The sequence below is a fragment of the Pseudomonas sp. LB3P14 genome (assembly GCF_054898045.1).
This window is the reverse complement of sequence record NZ_CM142714.1, coordinates 2,014,885-2,037,835: the sequence shown is the minus strand read 5'-3', so window position 1 is coordinate 2,037,835 and position 22,951 is coordinate 2,014,885. Positions and strand designations below refer to the sequence as shown.

Sequence of the window (22,951 nt, the reverse complement as noted above, 5' to 3'; positions counted from 1 at the left end):
CAGGCGTGAACCCTCGGAGGTTAAGTTTGCTTCACGGCCCCACCGGGCATGCAAGCCAACTGAATCCGAGGAATACCGCCATGAACTTCAATCTCTTCTCCGTAATCGCTGCTTCCGCTATCTCGGCCACTGTTGCTCTGCCAGCCAGCGCCAACATTGAAATCAGCGACAAAAAATCCCACGCCCAAAGCTACACCCAGAAGTACCTGCAACAGAGCGCCAACTTTTACGCGGCTCTGGATCACAAGACCCAAGCCTGAAATTTGAACCCTGCACCTTTTATGCAGGAGCGAAGTCACTTGCGCCGATCGAGCTGAAAAGCTTCGAGAAACCCTGAGTGATGTCGCTCCTGCATAACGCGTTTACGACAGCATCATATTGCTATCAATGTATTGCTTGATATCACATGGCCATAGGTTTAACTTTGACGCTGATTTTTTGACTCCTTCTCATGATAAGGATCGACAGCATGGCAATGCGTCTGGCCGTGGTTCTTTTGTTTCTCTATTCCACCCCCATTCTTTCGGCTGCCCAGCCCGTTCCAGACGAGCCGGATGCGGCCCGCGAACGCTTGATGAGTTTTATCGAAGACTGAAATAGTCTGGCTTAATGATCAACGAAGCTGATGGTGACTATGGATAACCCTGAGTGGTTATCACCGCTTTTTTGATCGATTCTGTGGGCATCGAAACATGCCTGCGGAGAACATCATGGCCAGCGCAATCATCACTTCTGCCAAACACGGCGCCTACCTGGCTATCGGTCTTTACGTAGTTCTGGTGCTGGTTGTCAGCTTCTCGCCTCAATCGCGTCAACCTGTTGAAGCGCCGATTCAAGTCGCTCATCCCGGCATCCAGTTTGAACACCGGTCGCAAAACGCGATGGTCGATCAGGCTGAACTCGCAGGAGTGGCCGGGGCATGAAAGGGCACAGACTTTGGGTCATCGCCTTCCTGGCGTTCATGACCAATGGATCTTCCTTGTTGGGGATCGGACAGGGCTCGGCGGGGTCGGTGGCGCGGACTATCGAAGCCAATCACAACCTTGCTCGTAACATTGAAACCGCAAAGGCCCTGGGACTGCTGGCTGGTAACCCACCGATCAAACGCCAAGGCAGTTTTTTCGGGCCGTTCCAGGTGGATTGCTCGGCGTTGCAGATGTGTGAAGTGTTGGCGTGAGTCGGTGTTATTTCTGCATCACGCCAGTAAATAGCTCCGACTCCAGAAACCGCTGCAACCAGGCCTGCAAGCGCCGATAGGGCGTCTGCCCGAACCACTCGCGATCCACATGGGCGAATTGCCGCACGAATGGCATCAGCGCCACATCCGCCAGACTCGGATGCTCGGCCAGCAAGTAGTCGCGTCCCTCCAGCAACTCATCGAGCCTGCGCAAAAACACCTCGCCCTCGGCGCGATAGAACGTCATCGGCTGCTCGGGATACCGTTCGGCGTACTTGTAGCGATTCAGGTGCACCTTGAACACCTGATCGTTTTCTTCGATCAGCCCGGCGATGTGTTGCTGCCCGACAGGGTCATCCTTGAGCAACCAATCCTGCGGATCGTTCTGCGCCAAAGCCCAGTGCATGATCGCCAGGCTTTCATCGATCACCTGACCGTCGACGTTAAGCACCGGCACCGTGCCTTTGCTCGACAGCGCGAGCATTTCGGCAGGTTTGGCCTTCAGGCTAACCTCGACAATGTTCACCGCAACGCCTGAATAGCGCAGGGCCATGCGTGCCCGCATCGCGTAGGGGCAGCGGCGGAAGGAATACAGCGTATTCATTTCACCTCCAGGGTACTCAGGCCGTTGCCCTGACGGCGGACCTGGATCTGCACCGGAATCCGTTCATGCATTTCCTGGACATGGGAAATCACCGCGACCTTGCGGCCTTGGGCCTGCAAGCCATCGAGGGCGTCCATGGCCAGTTGCAGGGATTCCGGATCAAGGCTGCCGAAGCCTTCGTCGATGAACAGCGATTCAATTTTCAACGTGCTCGACGCCATCGATGCCAGGCCCAAGGCCAGGGCCAACGACACCAGGAAGGTCTCGCCGCCGGACAGCGAATGCACCGAACGCAGTTCATCACCCATCTCGGTGTCCATCACCAACAACCCGAGCATGCTGCCGCCACGTTTCAGGCGATAGCGCCGCACCAGTTGCCGCAACTGAACGTTGGCGTGATGCACCAGCAGGTCGAGGTTGTAGGCTTGAGCGATCTTGCGGAAGGTGTCGCCAGTGGCTGAGCCGATCAGTGCATTCAAACGTGCCCAGCGCTGGTACTCGGTGTAGGCGTCGGCGATCTGCTGCGCGAGGGCCTGATTGGCGTTTTGCCGGCGCTGATCCTCGGCCTGTTCGGCGCGCAGTTCGGCGCAACGGTGTTCGCTGGCGGCGGACAGGGTTTGCAGGTCGGTGAGCGCGGTCGCGAGTTGTTCGGCGTCGAGATTGCCATTTTGCTGGGCCTGATGGCTGAGCAAGCGTTGATCCCGCTCCTGCAATAGCACCTTGAACTGCTCAATAGCTTTTTCGCTTTGCTGCAACTGCTGGCGCAACTCGCTGACCTGTTGATCGTCGACGCTCAGCAGATCTTCCAGGCCGCCGTCATCCAGTTCCGGATGCAAGGCGCGCCAGTCGGCAATCTTGCCACTCAGCTCACGATCTTCGGTTTCCAGTGCCTGCGAGCGTTCTTGCTGGGCCTTGAGTTCGGCACCCAACCGCACCAGCCGCGTACGTACGGTTTGCAATTCCTGATTGGCCGTCGCCTCAGCATTGCGCGCCTGTTCGACGGCTTGATCCAGTTGCTGCTGCCACTGCTCGGCGCTGGCGTGTTCGCCGAGCAATTGCGTGAGTTTTTGCTGGCAGGCCTGTTGTTGGTCGGCGAGGGCGGTGAACTGCTGGCGGGCAGTTTCCAACTGCTGGAGGCGAGTGAGTTGGCGGTCCTGTTCTTTTTCCAGTGTCTGCTGCCGCTGTTGCTGTTCGCCGAGTTCATCGCGTTGCTGATCGAGTTGTTCCAGACGCTGGCTGATCTGCCGATCCAATTGCATGAAGGTCGCGGCCGGCTCGTTGCGTAGCGCTTGCAGCGTATCGGCCGGGAGCAGGGTGCTGAACGCCGTCAACTCCTCGTCCAGACGCTGGCGATCACTGCTCAATTCACGTTGCTGGTTGGCCAGGTGCTGGGCAGCTTGCTGGCTCGCCGCTTCAGCGCTACGCAGTTGCTGTTGAAGGCGCGCGGCGTCCTGTTGCAGGGTGAGCAGGGCGGTCTGCCGTTGTTCGTCCTGAGTGATGCTTTGGTTCAACTGGTTGTTTTGCTGCACCAGCCAGGCATCGCGTTTAGCCGCATCCTGCGTGAGCAACTGCGCAGATAACGGATGTGCTTCAAGGCTCGGTGCCAGGCTCTGCTGCTGGGTCGCGAGGTGTTCTTGTTGTTGCAGCAATTCCTTTTGCTGCGCAATCACGCCGCCCACTTCAGCGCGCAGGTCAGTGAGCTTTTCTTTCAACAGGTCGACGGCTTTTTGTGCGTTGGCCTGTTCGCTTTCATCATGCCGACCAAGGCTTTGCAGCAGGGCTTCGGGCTGATGATAGGGATGGTCGGGGCTGCCACAGACCGGGCACGGCTGATCGTCCTGCAACTGCTCGCGCAGTTCTTCGACGCTGGCGCTGCGGGCCAGGCGCTGGCGTTCCAGCAGTTCGCGGGTGACGGTCAGGGTCTGTTCGGCAACGACCAATTCATTCTTGGCTTTCACACCGTCCTGGGTCAGACGTTCTCGTTCTTGCTGAGCGGTCAGCTGACGCTGCTGGAGTTCGGCCGCGCGCTTGTCCAGTTCCTGCTGACTGGCCCACAATCGCGTCAGCTCTTCAAAGGCCCGCTGCTGCTTGCGGTTGTCTTGCAACAGACTACCGAGAATCTGGATCTGCTCGGCCACCGCTTCCGGTTCTGCGCCGGCCTCTTTGTACAGCACTTCAAGGCTCTGGCGCTGGGTGGACAGATCCTCGGCAGCGCGAGCGGCGCTGTGTTCCAGGGCGGCCAGTTCGGCCTGGCCCTTGTTCAGGCGATTGCCGATCAGCATCAGCTGTTGCAGGCGATCACGGTAGGCGTTCCAGGCATCGCTCAAGGGTGCCAGAGGGGTGCTTTGCTCAAGCTCCCCGGCAATCCGCTGCAAACGTTCGGCGACCTGTTTCTGTTGGTCCAGCAAGCCTTGGATCGTGTTTTGGCCCTGAGTGCAGGCCAGTTCCGCCTGCTGCTTGAGGTCGGCACTGAGGCCGGCATCCTTAACCAGACGGGCGAGGGTGCTTTGCTCTTCGAAGGCCTGACGCAGCAGTGGAGCGCTTGAGGTGTGTTGGCTTTGGGCCTCGACCAGTGCGGTCTGCGCGGCACTCAGGCTGTTTTCGAGTTGCGCCTGACGCTCATTCAATTCGGTTTGCTGTTGGGTGTGCTGCTGAATCTGCGCGGCCAGCGGTGTGAGCTGGGCAGTGAGTTCTGTCTTGCGGGCGAACTGGTGCCGTTGCGGGGCCAGTTGCTCCAGGCGAGTCAGCTTCAAACGTTCGCCGGCCAGACCTTCCCAACGCTGCTGGGCCGATTGCAACTGCTCGGTGGCGCTCTGCTGCTCGTCCTGCAACTGGCGCAAGTCCTTGAGCCAAGTGTGTTGCAGTTCCAATTGCTTGAGTTGCGCTTGTTGGGTCTTGAGTTGCTGTTGCGCTTCGTTGAAGCGCTCATCAAGTTCCGCGCGTGCTTGCGGCGACAGCGGCGTCACGCCGGTGGCCTGGTCCTGTAACAATTTGTGGGCTTCGCGAGCCTCTTTGGTCTTGTCGAACGCCCGGCGACCGAGGCGCGTATAGAGCGCGGTGTCGGTGAGTTTTTCCAGCAGTTCGCTACGTTCGTTGTCGTTAGCCTTGAGGAACGCACTGAATTCGCTCTGGGCCAGCAGCACCGCACGGGTGAATTGCTCGAAGTTCAGGCCTAGTACAGATTCGAGCTGAGTTTTGAATTCAACTTTCTGGCTGGCCAGCAGTTGATCCAGATCGATGTCGCGCAAACTCTGACGGCTGGCTTGCAGCTTGCCGCCGGCCTTCTCCCGGGCGCGATTAGCCTCCCAGCGAGCGCGGTAGCGACGGCCATCGATGCCAACGAAATCGACTTCGGCATAACCTTCACCCGTGCCGCGACGCAGCAGCGTGCGGGGGTCGCCCGTGCTGATCTCGCCATCGGCGTCCGGCGCTTTGGCAGACACCTGAGCAGTGCTCAGCCGAGGCACAGCGCCGAACAGCGCCAGGCACAAAGCGTCGAGCAAGGTGCTTTTACCGGCGCCGGTTGGTCCGGTGATCGCGAACAGCCCGGCGCTGGCCAACGGTTCAGCGGTAAAGTCGATTTCAAAAGGCCCGGCCAATGAGGCGAGGTTTTTCAGGCGGATCGCGAGGATCTTCATGGTTGTTCGCTCTCCATCTGCACGTCTTGCAACAGCTCGGCGAAGTCCTTGAGCGTTTGCTCATCGACCTCGCTGCCGTAGTTGTCCAGCCAGGCGCGACTGAACAGTTCCTGAGGTGTGAGCTGATCGAGTTCGATCAAGGTCGTGCCGTCATCGAGTCCGTCGCGGCTGCCGTTGCCGGCGTATTCAGCGGCGATCCGCACTAGGCGCACGGCTTTGCCTTGCAGGGCGGTTTCGACTTGATGGCGCAAGTCGGGTTGCGGCTCATCGAGACGCACCCGAACTTCCAGCCACGGCTGGCGCTGGATATCGTCCAGCAGGTCGATGTTCGGCAAGTCGGCCAGTTGCAGCAGGATTTCCGCCAATGGCGCGGGACCGATGCGTTGCAGATTCACTGCCCGGGGGATCAGTTTGGGTTCGACGCTGACCAGGGTTTCGCCCTCGAGTTTGATGTCGAGAATCTGGTGCTGATAGCCGATCTCAGAGAACGATAACGGAATCGGCGAGCCGCTGTAGCGGATGCGCTCTTCACCATTGACCTTTTGCGGCTTGTGCAAGTGACCTAGGGCGACGTAACTGATGCTCGGCCCGAACAGGCTGGCGGGCAGCGCTTCGGCATTGCCGATGATCAGGCTACGCTCGGAGTCTTCCGACACCGAACCGCCGGCCATGTGCGCGTGGCTGATGGCAATCAGCGCCTGGCCTCGTTTGCGCTTGGCATTGGCGGCTTCGATCAGCCACTCGTGAACCTGACCGATACCGCGCAGGTAGTTGTCGCCCAAGTGCGCGCCGGTCACTTCGGCGGGGCGCAGGAACGGCAGCGCCAGGCACCAGGCGACGGTTTTGCCCTTGGCATCCGGCAATGGCAGCAACAAGCGCTCGGCGTCGAGTTGACCGTCATCAAGCCACAGCACTCGGCCCAACGCGTGGGTGCGCAAACGTCGCATCAACGGCGCCGGCAGTTCGATGCGCGAACCGGAGTCATGGTTGCCGGCGATCATCACAATGGTCAGCAGCGGCTGCTGTTCATGGGCACTGACGATGAAATCGTAGAGACGTTCCTGGGCTTTGACGGGCGGGTTGACCGTGTCGAAGATATCGCCGGCGATCAGCAGCACATCAGGCTGGTCCAGCTTCAGCTGACGCAGCAGCCATTCAAGGAAACAGCCGTGTTCGAAATCGCGTTCCTGGCCGTGCAGGTTCTGCCCAAGGTGCCAGTCGGAGGTGTGAAACAGACGCAAGGTGAACTCCGTAGGAAATAAGGTAATGGCCGCGAGGAAAATGACAGCGGCGAAAGGGGAGAGAGTTTACTGGCAAACACGCTAGATGTGGCCAACACCACAACCTGTAGCAGCTGGCGAAGCCTGCGTCCGGCTGCGCAGCAGTCGTAGAACCAGCTTGCATGGCTTGTCTGATACACCGCATGTGTTGATTTTACGACTGCTGCGCAGCCGGACGCAGGCTTCGCCAGCTGCTATGTATGGACTCGCCCTCACTGTCTACCCGCTTTTGAAAAACCGCCGCCCCGTTGCATCTATGTATTAGGCCTATTCGAGGAAGCCGTCTTCGGCTTCTGGCCAAAATTGGAAGAGCTCGTGGTTTGCCGATTACAGTCAGGCCTCGAAGGCCAGTAGCAGCTAAGGCATCAATCCACGCCGGTCTTACCTGGGGTCAATTTTTTTTCAGCAAAGGGCCGGACAGTTAGTACCTCGGTGGCAGAACTCTGTCGCTCAGTGGCTCATCGTCGCTTGCTGGCCATCACCAGCCTGGCGACGATAAGTCTGGTCATTCTGTAGAAGCACCCAGACGATTCGCAGGTTGCGGTTGGCTAACCTGACCGCAGCCTCCTTACGGCCCAGTCGGCTCATCCAGCGCAACAAGCGGCGGTCATCGGGTTGCTGGGAATCAGGTCGTAGTTGTTGCAGTACCGCATGGGCTCCCTGGATCATCAGGCTGCGTAAATAAACATCGCCGCGCTTGGTCATGTCCCCCAGCCGGACCGTCTGCCCGCTGCTGTGCTGGTCAGGCACCATGCCAAAGTACGCGGCAAACTTGCGGGCATTGGGAAATCGCTCAGGCTTGGTTTCCTTGGCCACCAGTGCCGTGGCAGTGACTGGGCCGATGCCGCGCACAGTCATCAGTCGCTTCGCCGTCATGTCGGCGTTGGCGGCCACTTCCAGGCGCCCCGTCAGCACGCTGATGCGTTCGCCCAAATGGCGCCACTCGGCCAACAGTTCGTCGATCAGTTCACGCAGCAGGCCCGGCACCGGCTGGGTGGCATCTTCCAGTACCCGCGGAATTTTCTGGCTGATCGCAACATCGCCCTGCGCCAAGGCCACGCCATGCTCGAGCAGCAGGCCGCGCATCTGATTACTCACCGCCGTGCGTCGACGCACATAGCCTTGGCGGGCGCGATGCAACGCCTGCATTGCCAGCGCCGCAACGCTTTTGACCGGCACTGCGTAGATCTTTTCATCGCGACCAGCCCGCAGAATCGCCAGCGCATCGTTGCGATCATTTTTAGGCCCGCTGCGATGTGTGGCCACCAAACCGGCTGGAAGAATCCGCGCCAGATTGCCTTGGTCTTGCAGCTGCCGGGCCCAGGCTTGAGCACCCGGACCGGTCTCCATCAGAACCACGACATGAGGCGGCAACTGGCGTAGAAACTCATAAAACGCCTCGCGCGACTTGATCCGTTGCTCGTAGTGCACCTGGCCGAGGACGTCTTCACCGGCGACCTGAAAGACCTGCTTGGCCAGATCGACCGCCACGGTTGTGCAGGCCGACAAATCGGAAGAAGACAGGGATTGATCAATCGAAGTATGCTTTTTCATGGACTCGCCCTCGCTGTCGTTGGCTGTTTAGACTGCCATCGTGGCGCATTGACGCCTCGGCTTGGGCGAGTCCATCCAATTACAGGGAATGCGGCGACAGTGGTTATTTGGGATAAAGCGGCGGCAATCCACTGTCACCCACCGGGTCCTGAACCCGCTCGGCAATCGGGATCGTACGAATCGCGCGCCACAGGTCTTCACCTTGCCAATGCTGGCCGGTTTCGCTGTAGAGCGCGCCGTTCAAGCCATCGAGGGCGTCAGACAACGGCACAAAACGCGCCGCCATATCGGCCAGGGTTTCCGGTTGTTGCCGGGCCCAGGCGTCGAGGGCCTGGCGGGTGGCGTGGGAATCGTTGGCCTGACAGGCGCGCTTGAGATCGTCGAGCACGGTGCGCGGGCTCGGGCCGGTCTGCGCCGCGCGCAGGATCGCCGGTTGCCAGCGGGCGCGCCACCAGAGACCGAAGCCCAGGAGGGTGGTGCAGGCCAGGATCAGCGTGCTGAGTTTCCACCACCAGAGGGCTTCGTTGTCGGCAGCGGAAAGGACTTGAGGCATGCCGGCCGGGGTGTCGACCATCAGGCTCGGATTGTTCGCCACTGGCAGGGTTCGGGCCGGCAGGCTGCTGTGTTCCAGGTGGTCCTCGAAGGTGTTCCACCAGACTACTTCAACCGCTGGCAACTCGATTGCGCCGCTACGCGTCGGCACCAGGGCTTCACGGTCTTCGCGACTGCCGACCAGGCCTCGCTCGCTGTTCTGGTTGCCCAACACCGGTTGATCCGGGTAGCGCCGCACCCCGTTGACGTCGGTGGCGGGCAGCGGTGGCAATTGCGAACTGGCCAGGCCTTCAGCCTTCACTGTCAGGCTGCGGGTCAACGAATCACCCACCTGCGCATGATCCGGGTCCGGGTTCCAGCTTTCGCTCAGGCTGAGGCTACGGGCCGGCAGCCATGGCATGTCGGCCGGGTAGGTGATGGGTTTGGCCTTGACCGTCAGCAGAATCTCTGCGGAGCTGACCCGCATCAGTTTGCCGGATTTCGGTGCTTGGGTGGCGGCGTCCCGGGCGGGCTGTGCGTCCACGAGCGCGGCATTGAATATCTGCGCTGGAATGATCAATTCACCGCTGTGTTGCGGGTAGATCGCGTAGCGCATCTCGATCACGCCGTGGCGCAGCCCATTGATGTCTTTCTCGTAGGTGCGCGCCTCGCCCAGTTGTTCAATGCGCACATCGGGGATCTGCAAGGGGGGCAGGCTGCTATCGTCGTACAGCGACACCGAATGGTAGATGCGCAAGGTCAGGATCGCCTGGGCTTGCACGTACACGCTGTTTTGATCGAGGCTGGCGTCGATGAACACCGGGGCCCGTTTGTTCGGGCTGTCCTGGGTTTCCGTCTCGACCACTTGCACGGTGATCGGCTGGCTCTGTACGTCACCCAGTTGCAGTGCCGGAATCACCACGCTGCCGTTCTGCCGAGGCAGCAGGGTGATGATCCAGCGGGTGGTCGCACGGTTGTCGCCGTTCAGGGTGGTCAGCTGGTTGACCTGACGGGTGCCGCGCACTTCGAACAGCGGCTCCAGCGGTGTCAGATCAGGCTTGCCGAACTGCGTCACGTCGTTGGATTCCAGCGTCAGTTCAATCGTCTCGCCGCTGTTCAGGCGACTACGATCCACACTGGCGACCAGCCCGGCTGCCTGTGCCTGAACGGTGCAGAGCAACAGGGCGGGCAGCAGCAGTGCGAGCAAGAAGGCGGTGAAGCGGGTCATCGAGTTTTTCCCTGATCCTGATGTTGTTGCTGTTCGTACCAGAATTTGCGCCTGAGCAATTCACCCGGGTCATCCGGGATCTTGCGCAGCCATTGCTCCAGCGCCTGGCGCTGTTCACCATCGATGCTGTCGCTGGCCGGGCGCAACGGTGGTCTGGTGCTGTCTTCATCCCCCAGCTCGCTGCCCGGGACTTCATTGGTGCCGGGTTTCGGCGGCGTTGTGCGGGGTTGCTCGGCGTCCGTCTTGGTTTGTTGGCCGTCGGTTTTCGGTTCGCCCTTATCCGACGGTTGCGTGGCCGCGCCCGGCGGCGGTTCTTGTGTGGAGGGCTCGGTCTGGTTGCCAGCGTTTTTGTCCGGCTCAACCGGTGTGTTTTTCTGCTTGAGCAGATTTTCCACCAGCGCCTTGTTGGTCAGGGCCGGACGCAAATCCGGTTGACGTTCCAGCGCCTGTTCGTAGGCGTCCAGCGCGGCTTCCAGCTCACCGCTTTTGGCCAGGGCGTTGCCACGATTGTAGTGGGCGTGGGCGTCGTTGCCTTCGGCGAACCGCTGGGCGGCGCCGCTGTAGTCGCCGGCTTCGTAGAGCGCCACGCCTTGCCATTGTCGATCTTCAAAATGCTGCGCAGCCTCGGCGGGGCGTTTCTGCTTGAGCAAGTGCAAACCCTGTTGGTCGGGGCGCAGCCACAAATCGTTGAAGTCGAAGGCATAACTCGGTTGTGGCAGCAGCAAGAGCAATGGCAGACAGAACAACCAGCCCCGACGGCCGGCGCACGCCGCCAGCAGCAACAGAGGCAATAACAGCCAGTAACCCTGATCGGCCCACGTGTCGAGGCGCAGGGTCTGGCCGTCGTTGCGCTGCGTGCGTGGACCCTCGAGCAAGCCGAGGGCGCGCAAGTCGGCATCGTCCAGGCGCGCGTGGCGATAGCGTCCGTCCAGGTCGCTGGCAAAGGCTTTCAGGCTGGGTTCGTCCAGATGTGGCACCAGAATCGCGCCCTGCTCGTCCTTGAGAAAGCTGCCGTCTTCCCGGGTGATCGGCGCCCCTTCGGCAGTGCCAACACCGAGCATCAAAAATTGCGTCGATTTACCGTCCAGCACCTGCTGAATCCCTTGGCGTTCCTGTTCGGTCAAGGTTGAACCGATCAGCAGGATCCGGCCGTCGCCGAGGGCGCCCTGATCCAGCAGCGCAAGGGCCTTGGCCACCGCCAGATCGGCGCGATGACCCGCCTCGGGCATCAGCGAAGGCTTGAGGGCATCCAATAGATTGCGGCTGGTCGACAGATCATCCGACAGCGGCACCAGCGTGTGAGCGCTGCCGGCATAGACGACGATCGCGGTCTGGGCGTCGCTGCGGTTCTGCAGCAGGTCGAACAGCTTGCGCCGGGCCTGTTCCAGCCGGTTGGGTGGCACGTCAGTGGCGAGCATTTCCGGGGTCAGCTCAAGTACCACGACCAGCGGGTCGGCGGGTTTCTGGCTGGTTTGCTCGACACGTTCCCAGCTCGGCCCGAGCAGCGCCAGAACGGTCAACACCCAGGCACATCCAAGGATGACCCACGGCAATTTGCTGTCGCGACCACTGCCACCACTGAGTAACGCCGCATGGAAGGCCGGTGGCAGAATCATCTGCCAGCGCCCGGCGCGCTTCTGCCGATGCCAGAGTTGCCAGAGCAACCAGCCGAGCAGCGGCAACAACAGCAACCACCAAGGGCGGAACCAGTACGGCCAGAGCGCACTCATCGGCGCCTCCGCAGACGCAGGCGTTTAAGCCGCTGGCGCCAGTCGGGCAGTTGCGTTTGCAGAAGATCCTTGGTGAACAGTCGCCGCAACGGGTTATCCGGCCAGCGCTCGCGAACCACCAGCAGCATGCTCAACAGCAACGCCATCGCCAAAGGCCAGTGGTACAACGCCTGCGCCGGGCGAGCCTGAGTCGGTTGCTGGGTCACGGGTTCCAGTTTGTCGAGGGTGCCTTTGATCGCTAGCAGTTCCTTGTCATCGTGGGCGCGAAAATACTGGCCGCCCGTAGCTTCGGCGATCGCCTTCAAAGAGGCTTCATCGAGGTCGAGGCTCGGATTGACCCCCAGGAAACCCAGCGTCCCGCTTTGCTCCGGATCGGCGCCGATACCGATCGGGTAGATTTTCACGCCTTCATTAGCCGCCAGCCGCGCCGCCGTGAGCGGGTCGATTTCACCACCGTTGTTGGCGCCGTCAGTGACCAGAATCAGTACGCGGCTTTGTGCCGGGCGTTGGCGCAGGCGTTTGAGGGCCAGGCCGATAGCATCGCCGATGGCGGTGTTCTTGCCAGCGATGCCGATCCGCGCTTCGTCGAGCCACACGCGCACCGTATGCCGATCGAACGTCAGGGGTGCTTGCAGATACGCCCGGCTGCCGAACAGGATCAGCCCGACCCGATCGCCCTCACGACTTTCGAGGAAGTCACCGAGCAAGTGCTGAACCAGTGTGAGTCGACTGACGTCTTCGTCCTGCCACTGCATGTCGGGAAAATCCATGGAGCCGGACACGTCGACCGCCACCAGCAGATCGCGACCGCTGGCGGCAATCGGTAGCGGTTCGCCGAGCCATTGCGGGCGCGCCGCGGCGATCAGTAACAACAGCCACAGCAGAATGAACGGCGCTTGTTGACGCCAGGCCGGCAGGTTGGCCCGGGCGCGGCGGCGGGCGAGGCCTTCGAGGTCACTGAGGAAGCTGACTTTGAGCGCCGGCTCGCCACTGTCGGCGACAGGCAGTACGACGCGCATCAGCCAGGGCAGCGGCAGCAGGGCAAAGATCCACGGCCAGGCGAACTCAAACATGTTTACGAATCCAGGTGTCGACAGCTTGGGTCAGGCCGGCGATGGCCTTGTCGTCGAGTTTGCATTCGGGTTTGTAGGCGCCTTCGACCAGCACCATCCAGCGGGTCAGACCGGCGGCCGGGCAACGATTGTCGAGGAATGCCAGCCATTTGCGCCCATTGAGGGTGTGGCTCTGGCTGTAAGGGTAGTGGTTGCGGCACAGGCGTTTGAGCAAACCGTTGAGTTGCTGCAACCAGGCACCGGCCGGAGCGCCGTCGTAGGGCTTGGGCATCCGCGCCAGTTCGGCCAGTGCGGCGAGGCGCACCGGGTCCAGCGGTTGTTCGGCGCGCACGATAGGGCGTTTGTTCGCAAAGAAGCGCCTTGCCTTCCACAGACCGAAACCGATCAGCGGCAGTAACAACAGCAATAGCCACCAGCCCGGTGCCGGTGGCCAGAATTCGATCGGTGGCGGGGAGATCAGTGGTTGCAGTTGATCGAGGCTGCTCATCGACCTTTCCCCGGTTTCTGTGGGTTCAGGTACTCGCGCAATTGTTCGACCATCTCGCTCTGCGTGCTCAAGGGCATCAGCAATACCCGCAGCTTCTGCGCCAGCAATTCCCAGCGAGCGATACGCGCTTCGGCCTGGGCGCGATAGGTCTGGCGCAACTCGAAATTCAGGGTGTCGAGTTCCAGTTGCGCACCGCGTTCGGCGAAGCGTAAAAGCCCTGCGGCGGGCAGGGCGTGATCCAGTGGATCGGACACCGGCAGCAGCAACAGATCGCAATGCCGCGACAACAGACTCAGCTGTTGTTCGGCGCCCTCGGTCAGGGTGCGTTCGTCGCAGATCACGATCACCAGACTGCCGGGACGCAGTACTTCCCGGGCTCGGCGCAGGGCAATGTTGAAGGCGTCCCGGTCCGGCTCGCTTTCCGTGTGCAGAGACTGATTGACCCGCACCATACGGTTGAGAAACTGCAGCAGGCTCTGTTTGCTGCGTCGTGGCTTGATTTCATAGTGCTCATTGTTGCCGAACACCAGTCCGCCGACCCGATCGTTATGACCCAGTGCGGCCCAGCCGATCAGGCTCGCGGCCTGGGCGGCGAGCACTGATTTGAACATCAGCCCCGAGCCGAAAAACAGCCGGCGACTTTGCTCGACCATGATAAAAATCGGCCGCTCGCGCTCTTCATGGAACAGCTTGGTATGGGGTTCCTGGGTGCGGGCGGTGACGCGCCAATCGATGCTTCGCACGTCATCGCCAGCCTGATAGACCCGCACTTGATCGAAATCCACCCCGCGCCCGCGCAGTTTGGAGTGGTGCAGGCCGATCAGCGGGCTGCGCTGGCTCGGTGTGGAAAACAGTTGCACTTCACGCACGCGATGGCGCATCTCGATCAGCTCGGCGAGGCTGACACGGATGCCCGGCTCGGGCGGCAGGATGGCGTTCATCGGGGTCAAGCGACGGCTACGACGTCGAGAATCCGCTGGACCACCCGGTCCTGGTCGATGCCCGCGGCTTCGGCTTCGAAGGAAAGAATGATGCGGTGACGCAGCACATCGAACAGCACCGCTTGAATGTCTTCCGGGCTGACGAAGTCGCGACCGGCCAGCCAGGCGTGGGCCCGGGCGCAACGGTCCAAGGCAATCGAGCCGCGCGGGCTGGCGCCGTAGGCAATCCACTCGGCCATCTCTGGGTCGAACTTGGCCGGGGTGCGCGTGGCCATGACCAGTTGCACCAGGTATTCCTCCACGGCGTCGGCCATGTACAAGCCGAGGATTTCCTTGCGCGCGGCAAAGATCGCCTGCTGACTGACCCGACGCTCGGGTTTGGTTTCGCCGTGCAGGGCTTCGCCACGGGCCTGTTGCAGGATCCGACGTTCGACGGCGGCGTCAGGGAAGCCAATTTTCACGTGCATCAGGAAGCGGTCGAGTTGCGCTTCGGGCAGTGGATAGGTGCCTTCCTGCTCGATCGGGTTTTGCGTGGCCATTACCAGGAACAGCGGCGACAGCTCATACGTGCTGCGCCCGACGCTGACCTGGCGTTCGCCCATGGCTTCGAGCAGGGCGGACTGAACCTTGGCCGGGGCACGGTTGATTTCGTCCGCCAGCACCAGGTTGTGGAAGATCGGGCCTTGCTGGAACACGAAACTGCCGGTTTCCGGGCGATAGATTTCCGTACCGGTGATGTCGGCCGGCAACAGGTCGGGGGTGAACTGGATGCGATGGAACTGTGCTTCGATGCCTTCGGCAAGTTCTTTGATGGCCTTGGTCTTGGCCAGGCCCGGAGCGCCCTCGACCAGCATGTGGCCGTCGGCGAGCAAGGCGATGAGCAAGCGCTCGATGAGTTTTTCCTGGCCGAGAATCTGCGTTGAAAGAAAGGTTCGCAGCGCTAGCAGCGCTTCACGATGTTCCATCGATGACTGTTCCTGGAAAGGGTGACCGAAGACGTTCGAATAACGCCAGGGCTGGGGGCGTTACTTTAATCCATCGCGGGGGGCGGCGACTAACGGCATTTTGTGCAAAGTGCGGATTAACGCTCGTTCCCACGCCCCACGACTGATCGTTCCCACGCTCCGCGTGGGAATGCAGCCTGTGACGCTCTGCGTCACGATTTTAAAGCGGGACGCAGAGCGTCCGGTGATGCATTCCCACGCAGAGCGTGGGAACGATCAGTGTCAGGAAGAGAGGAATCAGCTTAATTGGCTGACATAGGTCCCGGTGCCCTTGAGGATGTTCTGCAACGTTTCTTCCACTTCCGCCAGATCGCTCGCATCAGTGCTGTGAATGATTTCCAGCGAATCATCACCATTGAGCGCATCAGCGTCAGCGGCGGCGATTTCGATCAGCAGGCGAGTAGGGGTCAGGGTGACTTTCACCCCGTCCAGCGTAGAAGGCTCGCCGTCGAGGGTGATTTCCAGCTCGTCCTCGTCCGGGTAGCGGGTCATCAGGAACATATCGCCCTGATCGCTGTGGCAGCAGAGCATGGCCATGTTGTCTTCTTCGTCGTCGCACGGGTTGACGATCAAGAGGGGGGTGGTCATTTGCATGGGAAATTCCTGGCTCGACGAGCATTGTGAAGACGAACAAAGGGCAATTCTGCCAGCAGACGGGAATTTCTGCTCGCCTGAGTGTCAGAGGATGTGTCGTGAACATCCGGGGTGTTGCTGGTCATTTCTGGTACGGATGTGCCGCAAAACCGGGCTTAAACCCCCCGTTTTGCCGTGCGGCTGCTAGTGTTGTTCGATGCACAAGGCGCAAGCTGCGTGCCGATGACCGAATATGTCGCAGCGCTGCAAGCACGGGCCTTGCCGCACTCGTTAAGCTGCGCAACGGATGAGCACCTGTTAAGACATTGCGCGATACATGGCGCAGTCGTTTTTGCAGATGCCCATCATGGAAGGTGAATGTGACCTGAGTGTCTCGTCCAGCTTCACCCACCTGTCATCCTGTTTCCTCTGCCCGAGAATCAGGAACAGGGTGACGGATGACCCCGAAAGGGGTTTGCACGCGACGCTTCCATCAATAACAAGCCCAAGCGGAGTACCACAGATGGCGTTCTTCACCGCAGCCAGCAAAGCCGACTTCCAGCACCAACTGCAAGCGGCACTGGCCCAGCACATCAGTGAACAGGCACTGCCACAAGTGGCGCTGTTCGCGGAACAATTTTTCGGCATTATTTCCCTGGACGAGCTGACCCAGCGTCGGTTGTCTGACCTCGCCGGCTGCACCCTTTCTGCGTGGCGCCTGCTTGAGCGCTTCGATCACGCGCAACCGCAAGTGCGCGTCTACAACCCTGACTACGAACGCCACGGCTGGCAGTCGACCCACACCGCGGTCGAAGTGCTGCACCACGACCTGCCATTTTTGGTGGACTCGGTGCGTACCGAGCTGAACCGTCGCGGCTACAGCATCCATACCCTGCAAACCACTGTGCTGAGCGTGCGTCGCGGCAGCAAGGGCGAGCTGCTGGAAATCCTGCCGAAAGGCACCCAGGGCGACGACGTTCTGCAAGAGTCGTTGATGTACCTGGAAATCGACCGTTGCGCCAACGCGGCCGAACTGAATGTCCTGAGCAAGGAATTGGAACAGGTTCTCGGTGAAGTCCGCGTCGCGGTCGCCGATTTCGAGCCGATGAAAGCCAAGGTCCAGGAAATCCTGACCGGCTTGGACAACAGCCAGTTCAACGTCGATCCGGAAGAAAAAGCCGAAATCAAAAGCTTTCTGGAATGGCTGGTGGGCAACCACTTCACCTTCCTCGGCTATGAAGAGTTCGTGGTTAGCGATGAAGCCGATGGTGGCCATATCGTCTACGACCAGGACTCTTTCCTCGGCCTGACCAAACTGCTGCGCACCGGCCTGACCTACGATGACCTGCGCATCGAAGACTACGCCGTGAACTACCTGCGCGAGCCGACCCTGCTGTCGTTCGCCAAGGCTGCGCACCCGAGCCGTGTACACCGTCCGGCTTACCCGGATTACGTGTCGATCCGTGAAATCGACGCCGACGGCAAGGTCACCAAGGAATGCCGTTTCATGGGCCTGTACACCTCGTCGGTGTATGGCGAGAGCGTGCGGGTCATCCCGTACATCCGTCGCAAGGTCGAAGAAATCGAACGCCGTTCCGGCTTCCAGGCCAAGGCTCACTTGGGCAAGGAACTGGCGCAGGTGGTTGAAGTGCTGCCGCGCGACGATCTGTTCCAGACCCCGGTGGACGAGCTGTTCAGCACCGTGATGTCGATCGTACAGATCCAGGAACGCAACAAAATCCGCGTGTTCCTGCGTAAAGACCCGTACGGCCGCTTCTGCTACTGCCTGGCCTACGTGCCGCGCGACATCTACTCCACCGAAGTGCGCCAGAAGATCCAGCAAGTGCTGATGGATCGTCTGAAAGCCTCGGACTGCGAGTTCTGGACCTTCTTCTCCGAATCCGTGCTGGCTCGTGTGCAACTGATTCTGCGCGTCGATCCGAAGAACCGTCTGGACATCGACCCGGTTCTGCTGGAAAAAGAAGTCGTGCAAGCCTGCCGCAGCTGGCAGGACGACTACGCGAGCCTGGTCGTCGAAAGCTTCGGCGAGGCCCACGGCACCAACGTGCTGGCGGACTTCCCGAAAGGCTTCCCGGCCGGTTACCGTGAGCGTTTCGCCGCCCACTCCGCTGTGGTCGACATGCAGCACCTGCTGAGCCTGAGCGAAAAAAATCCACTGGTCATGAGCTTCTATCAGCCGCTGGCTCAGGTCTCCGGCCAGCGCATGCTGCACTGCAAGCTGTATCACGCCGATACGCCGCTGGCGTTGTCCGACGTGTTGCCGATCCTGGAAAACCTCGGCCTGCGCGTGCTGGGTGAGTTCCCGTATCGCCTGCGTCACAACAATGGCCGCGAGTTCTGGATTCACGATTTCGCGTTCACCGCCGCTGAAGGCCTGGAACTCGACATCCAGCAACTCAACGACACCTTGCAGGACGCTTTCGTCCACATCGTGCGTGGCGATGCCGAGAACGATGCATTCAACCGTCTGGTGCTGACCGCCGGGCTGCCATGGCGCGATGTTGCGCTGCTGCGTGCCTATGCCCGTTACATGAAGCAGATTCGTCTGGGCTTCGACCTGGGTTACATCGCCAGCACCCTGAACAACCACACCGACATTGCTCGCGAGTTGACCCGGTTGTTCAAGACCCGTTTCTACCTGGCGCGCAAACTGACCAGTGACGATCTGGAAGACAAGCAACAACGCCTGGAACACGCGATTCTGACAGCACTGGACGACGTCCAGGTGTTGAACGAAGACCGCATCCTGCGTCGCTACCTGGACCTGATCAAGGCCACGCTGCGGACCAACTTCTATCAGACCGACGCTCACGGTCAGAACAAGTCCTACTTCAGCTTCAAGTTCAACCCGCACCAGATTCCAGAGCTGCCTAAGCCAGTACCGAAGTTCGAAATCTTCGTCTACTCGCCACGCGTCGAAGGCGTGCACCTGCGCTTCGGCAACGTTGCTCGTGGCGGTCTGCGCTGGTCCGACCGTGAAGAAGACTACCGCACCGAAGTCCTGGGACTGGTAAAAGCCCAGCAAGTGAAGAACTCGGTCATCGTGCCGGTTGGCGCGAAGGGCGGCTTCCTGCCGCGTCGCCTGCCACTGGGTGGCGGTCGAGACGAGATCGCGGCCGAGGGCATTGCCTGCTACCGCATCTTCATCTCGGGCCTGCTGGACATCACCGACAACCTGAAAGACGGCGCGCTGGTACCGCCGGCCAACGTCGTGCGTCATGACGACGATGACCCGTACCTGGTGGTGGCTGCGGACAAGGGCACTGCAACCTTCTCCGACATCGCCAACGGTATCGCCATCGACTACGGCTTCTGGCTTGGCGATGCATTCGCATCGGGTGGCTCGGCCGGTTACGACCACAAGAAAATGGGCATCACCGCCAAGGGCGCGTGGGTTGGCGTTCAACGTCACTTCCGCGAACGCGGCATCAATGTTCAGGAAGACAACATCACCGTGGTGGGCGTCGGCGACATGGCCGGTGACGTGTTCGGTAACGGCTTGTTGATGTCCGACAAGCTGCAACTGGTCGCAGCGTTCAACCACTTGCACATCTTCATCGACCCGAATCCTGCGCCTGCCAACAGCTTCGCCGAGCGTCAGCGCCTGTTCGACCTGCCGCGTTCGGCCTGGTCGGATTACGACACCAGCATCATGTCCGAAGGCGGCGGGATCTTCTCCCGTAGCGCGAAAAGCATCGCGATTTCCCCGCAGATGAAAGAGCGCTTCGACATTCAAGCGGACAAGCTGACCCCGACCGAACTGCTGAATGCCTTGCTCAAGGCACCGGTAGACCTGTTGTGGAACGGCGGTATCGGCACTTACGTCAAAGCCAGCAGCGAAAGCCACGCCGATGTTGGCGACAAGGCCAACGATGCACTGCGCGTAAACGGCAACGAGCTGCGCTGCAAAGTCGTGGGCGAGGGCGGTAACCTCGGCATGACCCAGCTGGGTCGTGTCGAATTCGGCCTCAATGGCGGCGGTTCCAACACCGACTTCATCGACAACGCCGGTGGTGTTGACTGCTCCGACCACGAAGTAAACATCAAGATCCTGCTGAACGAAGTGGTTCATGCCGGCGACATGACCGAGAAGCAACGTAACCAATTGCTCGGCAGCATGACCGACGAAGTCGGCAACCTGGTGCTCGGCAATAACTACAAACAGACTCAGGCCCTGTCCCTGGCGGCACGCCGTGCCTTCGTGCGGATTGCCGAATACAAGCGTCTGATGAACGATCTGGAAGGCCGCGGCAAGCTGGATCGCGCCATCGAGTTCCTGCCGGCTGAAGAGGCGATCAACGAGCGCCTCGCGGAAGGCCATGGCCTGACCCGTGCCGAGCTGTCGGTGCTGATCTCCTACAGCAAGATCGACCTCAAGGAAGCGCTGCTCAATTCCCAGGTGCCGGACGACGACTACCTGACACGCGACATGGAAACCGCTTTCCCGCCGACCCTGGTGAGCAAGTTCTCCGATGCCATGCGCCGTCACCGTCTGAAGCGCGAAATCGTCAGCACCCAGATCGCCAACGATCTGGTGAACCACATGGGCATCACCTTCGTTCAACGACTCAAAGAGTCGACCGGCATGAGCCCGGCGAACGTGGCCGGCGCTTATGTGATCGTGCGTGACATCTTCCATCTCCCGCACTGGTTCCGTCAGATCGAAGCCCTGGACTACCAGGTTTCCGCTGACGTCCAACTGGAGCTGATGGACGAGCTGATGCGTCTGGGCCGTCGCGCTACGCGCTGGTTCTTGCGTGCCCGTCGCAACGAGCAGAACGCTGCCCGTGACGTCGCGCACTTCGGTCCGCATCTGAAGGATCTGGGTCTCAAGCTCGACGAACTGCTGAGTGGCGAGATCCACGAGAACTGGCAGGCCCGCTATCAGGCGTACGTCGCAGCCGGTGTGCCGGAGTTGCTCGCGCGCATGGTGGCTGGCACCTCGCACCTGTACACACTGCTGCCGATCATCGAGGCCTCCGACGTGACCGGCCAGAATCCTGCGGACGTCGCGAAGGCTTACTTCGCCGTCGGCAGCGCGCTGGACATCACCTGGTACCTGCAACAGATCAGTGCTCTGCCGGTTGAAAACAACTGGCAGGCCCTGGCCCGTGAAGCGTTCCGCGATGACGTCGACTGGCAACAACGTGCGATCACCATCTCGGTCCTGCAACAGGGCGACGGCACCCAGGACGTGGAAACTCGTCTCGAGCTGTGGATGGAAGAGCACGAAGGCATGATCGAACGCTGGCGCGTCATGTTGGTAGAAATCCGTGCCGCCAGCGGCACTGATTACGCCATGTATGCGGTGGCCAACCGTGAGTTGCTGGATCTCGCGTTGAGCGGACAAGCGGTGGTGCCTGCCACTGCCGCTGCCGCTGCCAGTGTCGAGCTGGAGCCGGCTGCCTGATCAGGCGTTGAGTAAAAAAGCCCCGTCTCGAGAGAGGCGGGGCTTTTTTTTGGATGATCGTTCCCACGCTCTGCGTGGGAATGCCGCCATGGACGCTCTGCGTCCGCTGTTGAAGCTGTGACGCGGAGCGTCACGGGATGCATTCCTTTGCTGCGCGTGGGAACGATCTTTACTGCAACTTTATGCCAGTAGTGTTATCGATCATCGACACTTTATCTGTCGGCCTGGTCAATAAATTGCTGAGCGACTGGTCAAACTTCTGCAGAGCCCTGACTTGCACATTCTGTTGTTCGTTAATATCGGTAACTATCTCTTCGCTGCGTTTATAGTCCGCCCATAAAGGGCTAAGTTCTTTGGCGTCATGCCCTTGTGCAGTGCCGATGTAGTTGAAGTTCGTATCGTAGAACGCTGCGCTGACATACGCGCTGATATCCGAACTGCGCGAGGTCATCAATTGACTGCGCGTGTCGACAATAGCGACCACATCCGGTTTAGCGGCTCTGAGGCTTTGCATGTCCGGGTACACCGTCACCGAGCCAAACTGACGTTGCAAGGACGCCTTGACCCAGTCCACCGCCAAGTCGGGTTTGGAGGTGGCGACGTAGGCGTCATGAATGGGTTGCACCAGCAGGCTCTGGCCGAAACCGGTGCCGGCGTTGGCCTGATAGTCCTGAAGGTAGGCACGGTTGGTCTGGGTATTGCGGCTGTAGACGATGCCCAGCGACACATGACCTCCGCTGGTGACATGGGTGGCGCTGCTGCGGCCGACTGGCGCAGTGAAGAGGCCGTCGAGTGAAGAAACAGCCGTCGGCGCAGTCGGAATTGAACATCCGGTTAAAACAGCGGCTATCGTCAAGCTACTGACAAGTGCAAGTTTCATGGGTGTTTCTCCAGTGAAACAACTTGGGTCGGAAAGTTAAAGTTGCCGGGCGTCGGCAGTGATTCCAGACTAAACCGGTGCCGGCTGAATGAAATAGCCCATTCGTGCGCTTATCAGTTGGCCAATAGTTTTGTTTGGTTTAAAAGTTTGCGGTTAATTACGCCAGGAAATAAAAAGGCCCGAACAGGTGGTTCGGGCCTTTTTATTTATGGCTGTACGTTCAGCTATCAGTTTTCCAGCGGGATCAACACTTTCTCGTCCGGGGACAACACCATAAACACCAACAGTTTGGCTGGCTTGGTCGCACTGGCATTTTTCGAGACCAGATGTTCCGAGCCGGCCGGTTCATACCAATACTCGCCGGCCTTGTAGGTCTTCGGTTGCCCGCCTTTCACTTGAGAAACGATCGATCCAGAAATCACATAGGCCATTGCCGTGCCTTCGTGTTTGTGGGCGATGGAGGATTGGCCCGGCTTGTAGTCGACTTCGATCATCAACGCCTTTTTGCCCGGGACGTTCTTCAGGACTTCGTCCTGCAGGATCGTGACTTTTTCCGAAGGGTCGTGGGCGAATGCCGAGGCGGAAACGGTCAAGGCCAGGGCGGCGAGAGGGGCAGCCAACAATCGGAGTGCTTTCATGGTTCATCACCTGCGTGGGTTAGTCGTCAGGGATTACGGTAGTCCGCCCACCGGGGCAAGCAAACAGCCAATTTTCGTGAAGGCGAGGGGACCAATCATGCGCGTTTAAAAAACAAGGTCGCCGCCTCCAGCCACTCCTGCAGGGGTACCCATTGCCCTGTAGGAGTGGCCGAAGACGGCGA

The 22,951-nt window shown here is 60.3% G+C and carries 18 protein-coding genes; 5 read left to right on the top strand and 13 right to left on the bottom strand.

Annotated elements, in window-relative coordinates; translation table 11 throughout:
- Positions 1-80: 80 nt before the first annotated feature.
- The 4 genes from ACYZT5_RS09340 (at position 81) to ACYZT5_RS09325 (ending at position 1,177) form a co-directional block, all read left to right on the top strand.
- Positions 81-260, top strand: a complete 180-nt coding sequence (locus tag ACYZT5_RS09340; RefSeq protein WP_033054657.1) for a hypothetical protein — start codon at positions 81-83, stop codon at positions 258-260.
- 209 nt (positions 261-469) lie between these two features.
- Entirely contained in the window at positions 470-595 is a 126-nt protein-coding gene (locus ACYZT5_RS09335) for a hypothetical protein (RefSeq protein WP_255141673.1), read from the top strand.
- A 115-nt stretch (positions 596-710) separates the two neighbouring features.
- The gene (locus tag ACYZT5_RS09330) at positions 711-923 is read left to right on the top strand and encodes a hypothetical protein (protein ID WP_462050837.1); all 213 of its coding nucleotides are present in this window, start codon (positions 711-713) and stop codon (positions 921-923) included.
- Positions 920-1,177: a hypothetical protein gene (locus ACYZT5_RS09325; RefSeq protein ID WP_462050836.1), complete on the top strand. Its 258-nt coding sequence runs from the start codon at positions 920-922 to the stop codon at positions 1,175-1,177. The genes ACYZT5_RS09330 and ACYZT5_RS09325 overlap by 4 nt, the downstream gene beginning before the upstream one ends.
- Positions 1,178-1,184: 7 nt before the next feature.
- Here ACYZT5_RS09325 and ACYZT5_RS09320 read toward each other — a convergent pair whose 3' ends face one another.
- From ACYZT5_RS09320 to ACYZT5_RS09270, 11 genes are all read right to left on the bottom strand, one after another.
- On the bottom strand, positions 1,185-1,781 hold the full coding sequence (locus tag ACYZT5_RS09320; protein ID WP_462050835.1) for a glutathione S-transferase: 597 nt from the start codon (positions 1,779-1,781) through the stop codon (positions 1,185-1,187).
- Positions 1,778-5,419, bottom strand: a complete 3,642-nt coding sequence (locus ACYZT5_RS09315; RefSeq protein ID WP_462050834.1) for an SbcC/MukB-like Walker B domain-containing protein — start codon at positions 5,417-5,419, stop codon at positions 1,778-1,780. The genes ACYZT5_RS09320 and ACYZT5_RS09315 overlap by 4 nt, the downstream gene beginning before the upstream one ends.
- Positions 5,416-6,660: an exonuclease SbcCD subunit D C-terminal domain-containing protein gene (locus ACYZT5_RS09310; protein ID WP_462050833.1), complete on the bottom strand. Its 1,245-nt coding sequence runs from the start codon at positions 6,658-6,660 to the stop codon at positions 5,416-5,418. The genes ACYZT5_RS09315 and ACYZT5_RS09310 overlap by 4 nt, the downstream gene beginning before the upstream one ends.
- Before the next feature lie 489 nt (positions 6,661-7,149).
- On the bottom strand, positions 7,150-8,208 hold the full coding sequence (locus tag ACYZT5_RS09305; protein ID WP_462052202.1) for an IS110 family RNA-guided transposase: 1,059 nt from the start codon (positions 8,206-8,208) through the stop codon (positions 7,150-7,152).
- A 148-nt stretch (positions 8,209-8,356) separates the two neighbouring features.
- Positions 8,357-10,012, bottom strand: coding sequence for a BatD family protein (locus ACYZT5_RS09300; RefSeq protein WP_462050832.1), 1,656 nt, complete (start codon positions 10,010-10,012; stop codon positions 8,357-8,359).
- Positions 10,009-11,742, bottom strand: coding sequence for a tetratricopeptide repeat protein (locus tag ACYZT5_RS09295; protein ID WP_462050831.1), 1,734 nt, complete (start codon positions 11,740-11,742; stop codon positions 10,009-10,011). The genes ACYZT5_RS09300 and ACYZT5_RS09295 overlap by 4 nt, the downstream gene beginning before the upstream one ends.
- Entirely contained in the window at positions 11,739-12,815 is a 1,077-nt protein-coding gene (locus ACYZT5_RS09290; protein WP_462050830.1) for a vWA domain-containing protein, read from the bottom strand. The genes ACYZT5_RS09295 and ACYZT5_RS09290 overlap by 4 nt, the downstream gene beginning before the upstream one ends.
- On the bottom strand, positions 12,808-13,302 hold the full coding sequence (locus ACYZT5_RS09285; protein ID WP_462050829.1) for a DUF4381 domain-containing protein: 495 nt from the start codon (positions 13,300-13,302) through the stop codon (positions 12,808-12,810). Before ACYZT5_RS09285 ends, ACYZT5_RS09290 begins: the two co-directional genes overlap by 8 nt.
- Positions 13,299-14,243: a DUF58 domain-containing protein gene (locus tag ACYZT5_RS09280; RefSeq protein WP_282379561.1), complete on the bottom strand. Its 945-nt coding sequence runs from the start codon at positions 14,241-14,243 to the stop codon at positions 13,299-13,301. Before ACYZT5_RS09280 ends, ACYZT5_RS09285 begins: the two co-directional genes overlap by 4 nt.
- A gap of 5 nt (positions 14,244-14,248) precedes the next feature.
- On the bottom strand, positions 14,249-15,208 hold the full coding sequence (locus tag ACYZT5_RS09275; RefSeq protein ID WP_150640839.1) for an AAA family ATPase: 960 nt from the start codon (positions 15,206-15,208) through the stop codon (positions 14,249-14,251).
- Positions 15,209-15,484: 276 nt separating this feature from the next.
- Positions 15,485-15,841, bottom strand: coding sequence for a hypothetical protein (locus ACYZT5_RS09270; RefSeq protein ID WP_462050828.1), 357 nt, complete (start codon positions 15,839-15,841; stop codon positions 15,485-15,487).
- A 502-nt stretch (positions 15,842-16,343) separates the two neighbouring features.
- On the opposite strand from ACYZT5_RS09270, the gene ACYZT5_RS09265 reads away from it, so the two are divergent.
- The gene (locus ACYZT5_RS09265) at positions 16,344-21,251 is read left to right on the top strand and encodes an NAD-glutamate dehydrogenase (protein WP_462050827.1); all 4,908 of its coding nucleotides are present in this window, start codon (positions 16,344-16,346) and stop codon (positions 21,249-21,251) included.
- Positions 21,252-21,420: 169 nt separating this feature from the next.
- On the opposite strand, the gene ACYZT5_RS09260 is transcribed toward ACYZT5_RS09265, so the two are convergent.
- Together ACYZT5_RS09260 and ACYZT5_RS09255 are read right to left on the bottom strand one after the other, a co-directional pair.
- Positions 21,421-22,131 (bottom strand): ATPase, encoded by a 711-nt coding sequence (locus ACYZT5_RS09260; protein ID WP_462050826.1) that lies wholly within the window; start codon positions 22,129-22,131, stop codon positions 21,421-21,423.
- A 227-nt stretch (positions 22,132-22,358) separates the two neighbouring features.
- A complete protein-coding gene (locus tag ACYZT5_RS09255) occupies positions 22,359-22,769 on the bottom strand; it encodes a cupin domain-containing protein (protein ID WP_462050825.1) in 411 nt (136 codons plus the stop codon).
- Between the last annotated feature and the right edge of the window lie 182 nt (positions 22,770-22,951).

Coding starts and splice junctions, on each gene's coding strand:
- ACYZT5_RS09340 (WP_033054657.1), top strand. CDS start 81: ATGAACTTCAATCTCTTCTCCGTAATCGCTGCTTCCGCTATCTCGGCC.
- ACYZT5_RS09335 (WP_255141673.1), top strand. CDS start 470: ATGGCAATGCGTCTGGCCGTGGTTCTTTTGTTTCTCTATTCCACCCCC.
- ACYZT5_RS09330 (WP_462050837.1), top strand. CDS start 711: ATGGCCAGCGCAATCATCACTTCTGCCAAACACGGCGCCTACCTGGCT.
- ACYZT5_RS09325 (WP_462050836.1), top strand. CDS start 920: ATGAAAGGGCACAGACTTTGGGTCATCGCCTTCCTGGCGTTCATGACC.
- ACYZT5_RS09320 (WP_462050835.1), bottom strand. CDS start 1,781: ATGAATACGCTGTATTCCTTCCGCCGCTGCCCCTACGCGATGCGGGCA.
- ACYZT5_RS09315 (WP_462050834.1), bottom strand. CDS start 5,419: ATGAAGATCCTCGCGATCCGCCTGAAAAACCTCGCCTCATTGGCCGGG.
- ACYZT5_RS09300 (WP_462050832.1), bottom strand. CDS start 10,012: ATGACCCGCTTCACCGCCTTCTTGCTCGCACTGCTGCTGCCCGCCCTG.
- ACYZT5_RS09295 (WP_462050831.1), bottom strand. CDS start 11,742: ATGAGTGCGCTCTGGCCGTACTGGTTCCGCCCTTGGTGGTTGCTGTTG.
- ACYZT5_RS09290 (WP_462050830.1), bottom strand. CDS start 12,815: ATGTTTGAGTTCGCCTGGCCGTGGATCTTTGCCCTGCTGCCGCTGCCC.
- ACYZT5_RS09285 (WP_462050829.1), bottom strand. CDS start 13,302: ATGAGCAGCCTCGATCAACTGCAACCACTGATCTCCCCGCCACCGATC.
- ACYZT5_RS09280 (WP_282379561.1), bottom strand. CDS start 14,243: ATGAACGCCATCCTGCCGCCCGAGCCGGGCATCCGTGTCAGCCTCGCC.
- ACYZT5_RS09275 (WP_150640839.1), bottom strand. CDS start 15,208: ATGGAACATCGTGAAGCGCTGCTAGCGCTGCGAACCTTTCTTTCAACG.
- ACYZT5_RS09270 (WP_462050828.1), bottom strand. CDS start 15,841: ATGCAAATGACCACCCCCCTCTTGATCGTCAACCCGTGCGACGACGAA.
- ACYZT5_RS09265 (WP_462050827.1), top strand. CDS start 16,344: ATGGCGTTCTTCACCGCAGCCAGCAAAGCCGACTTCCAGCACCAACTG.
- ACYZT5_RS09260 (WP_462050826.1), bottom strand. CDS start 22,131: ATGAAACTTGCACTTGTCAGTAGCTTGACGATAGCCGCTGTTTTAACC.
- ACYZT5_RS09255 (WP_462050825.1), bottom strand. CDS start 22,769: ATGAAAGCACTCCGATTGTTGGCTGCCCCTCTCGCCGCCCTGGCCTTG.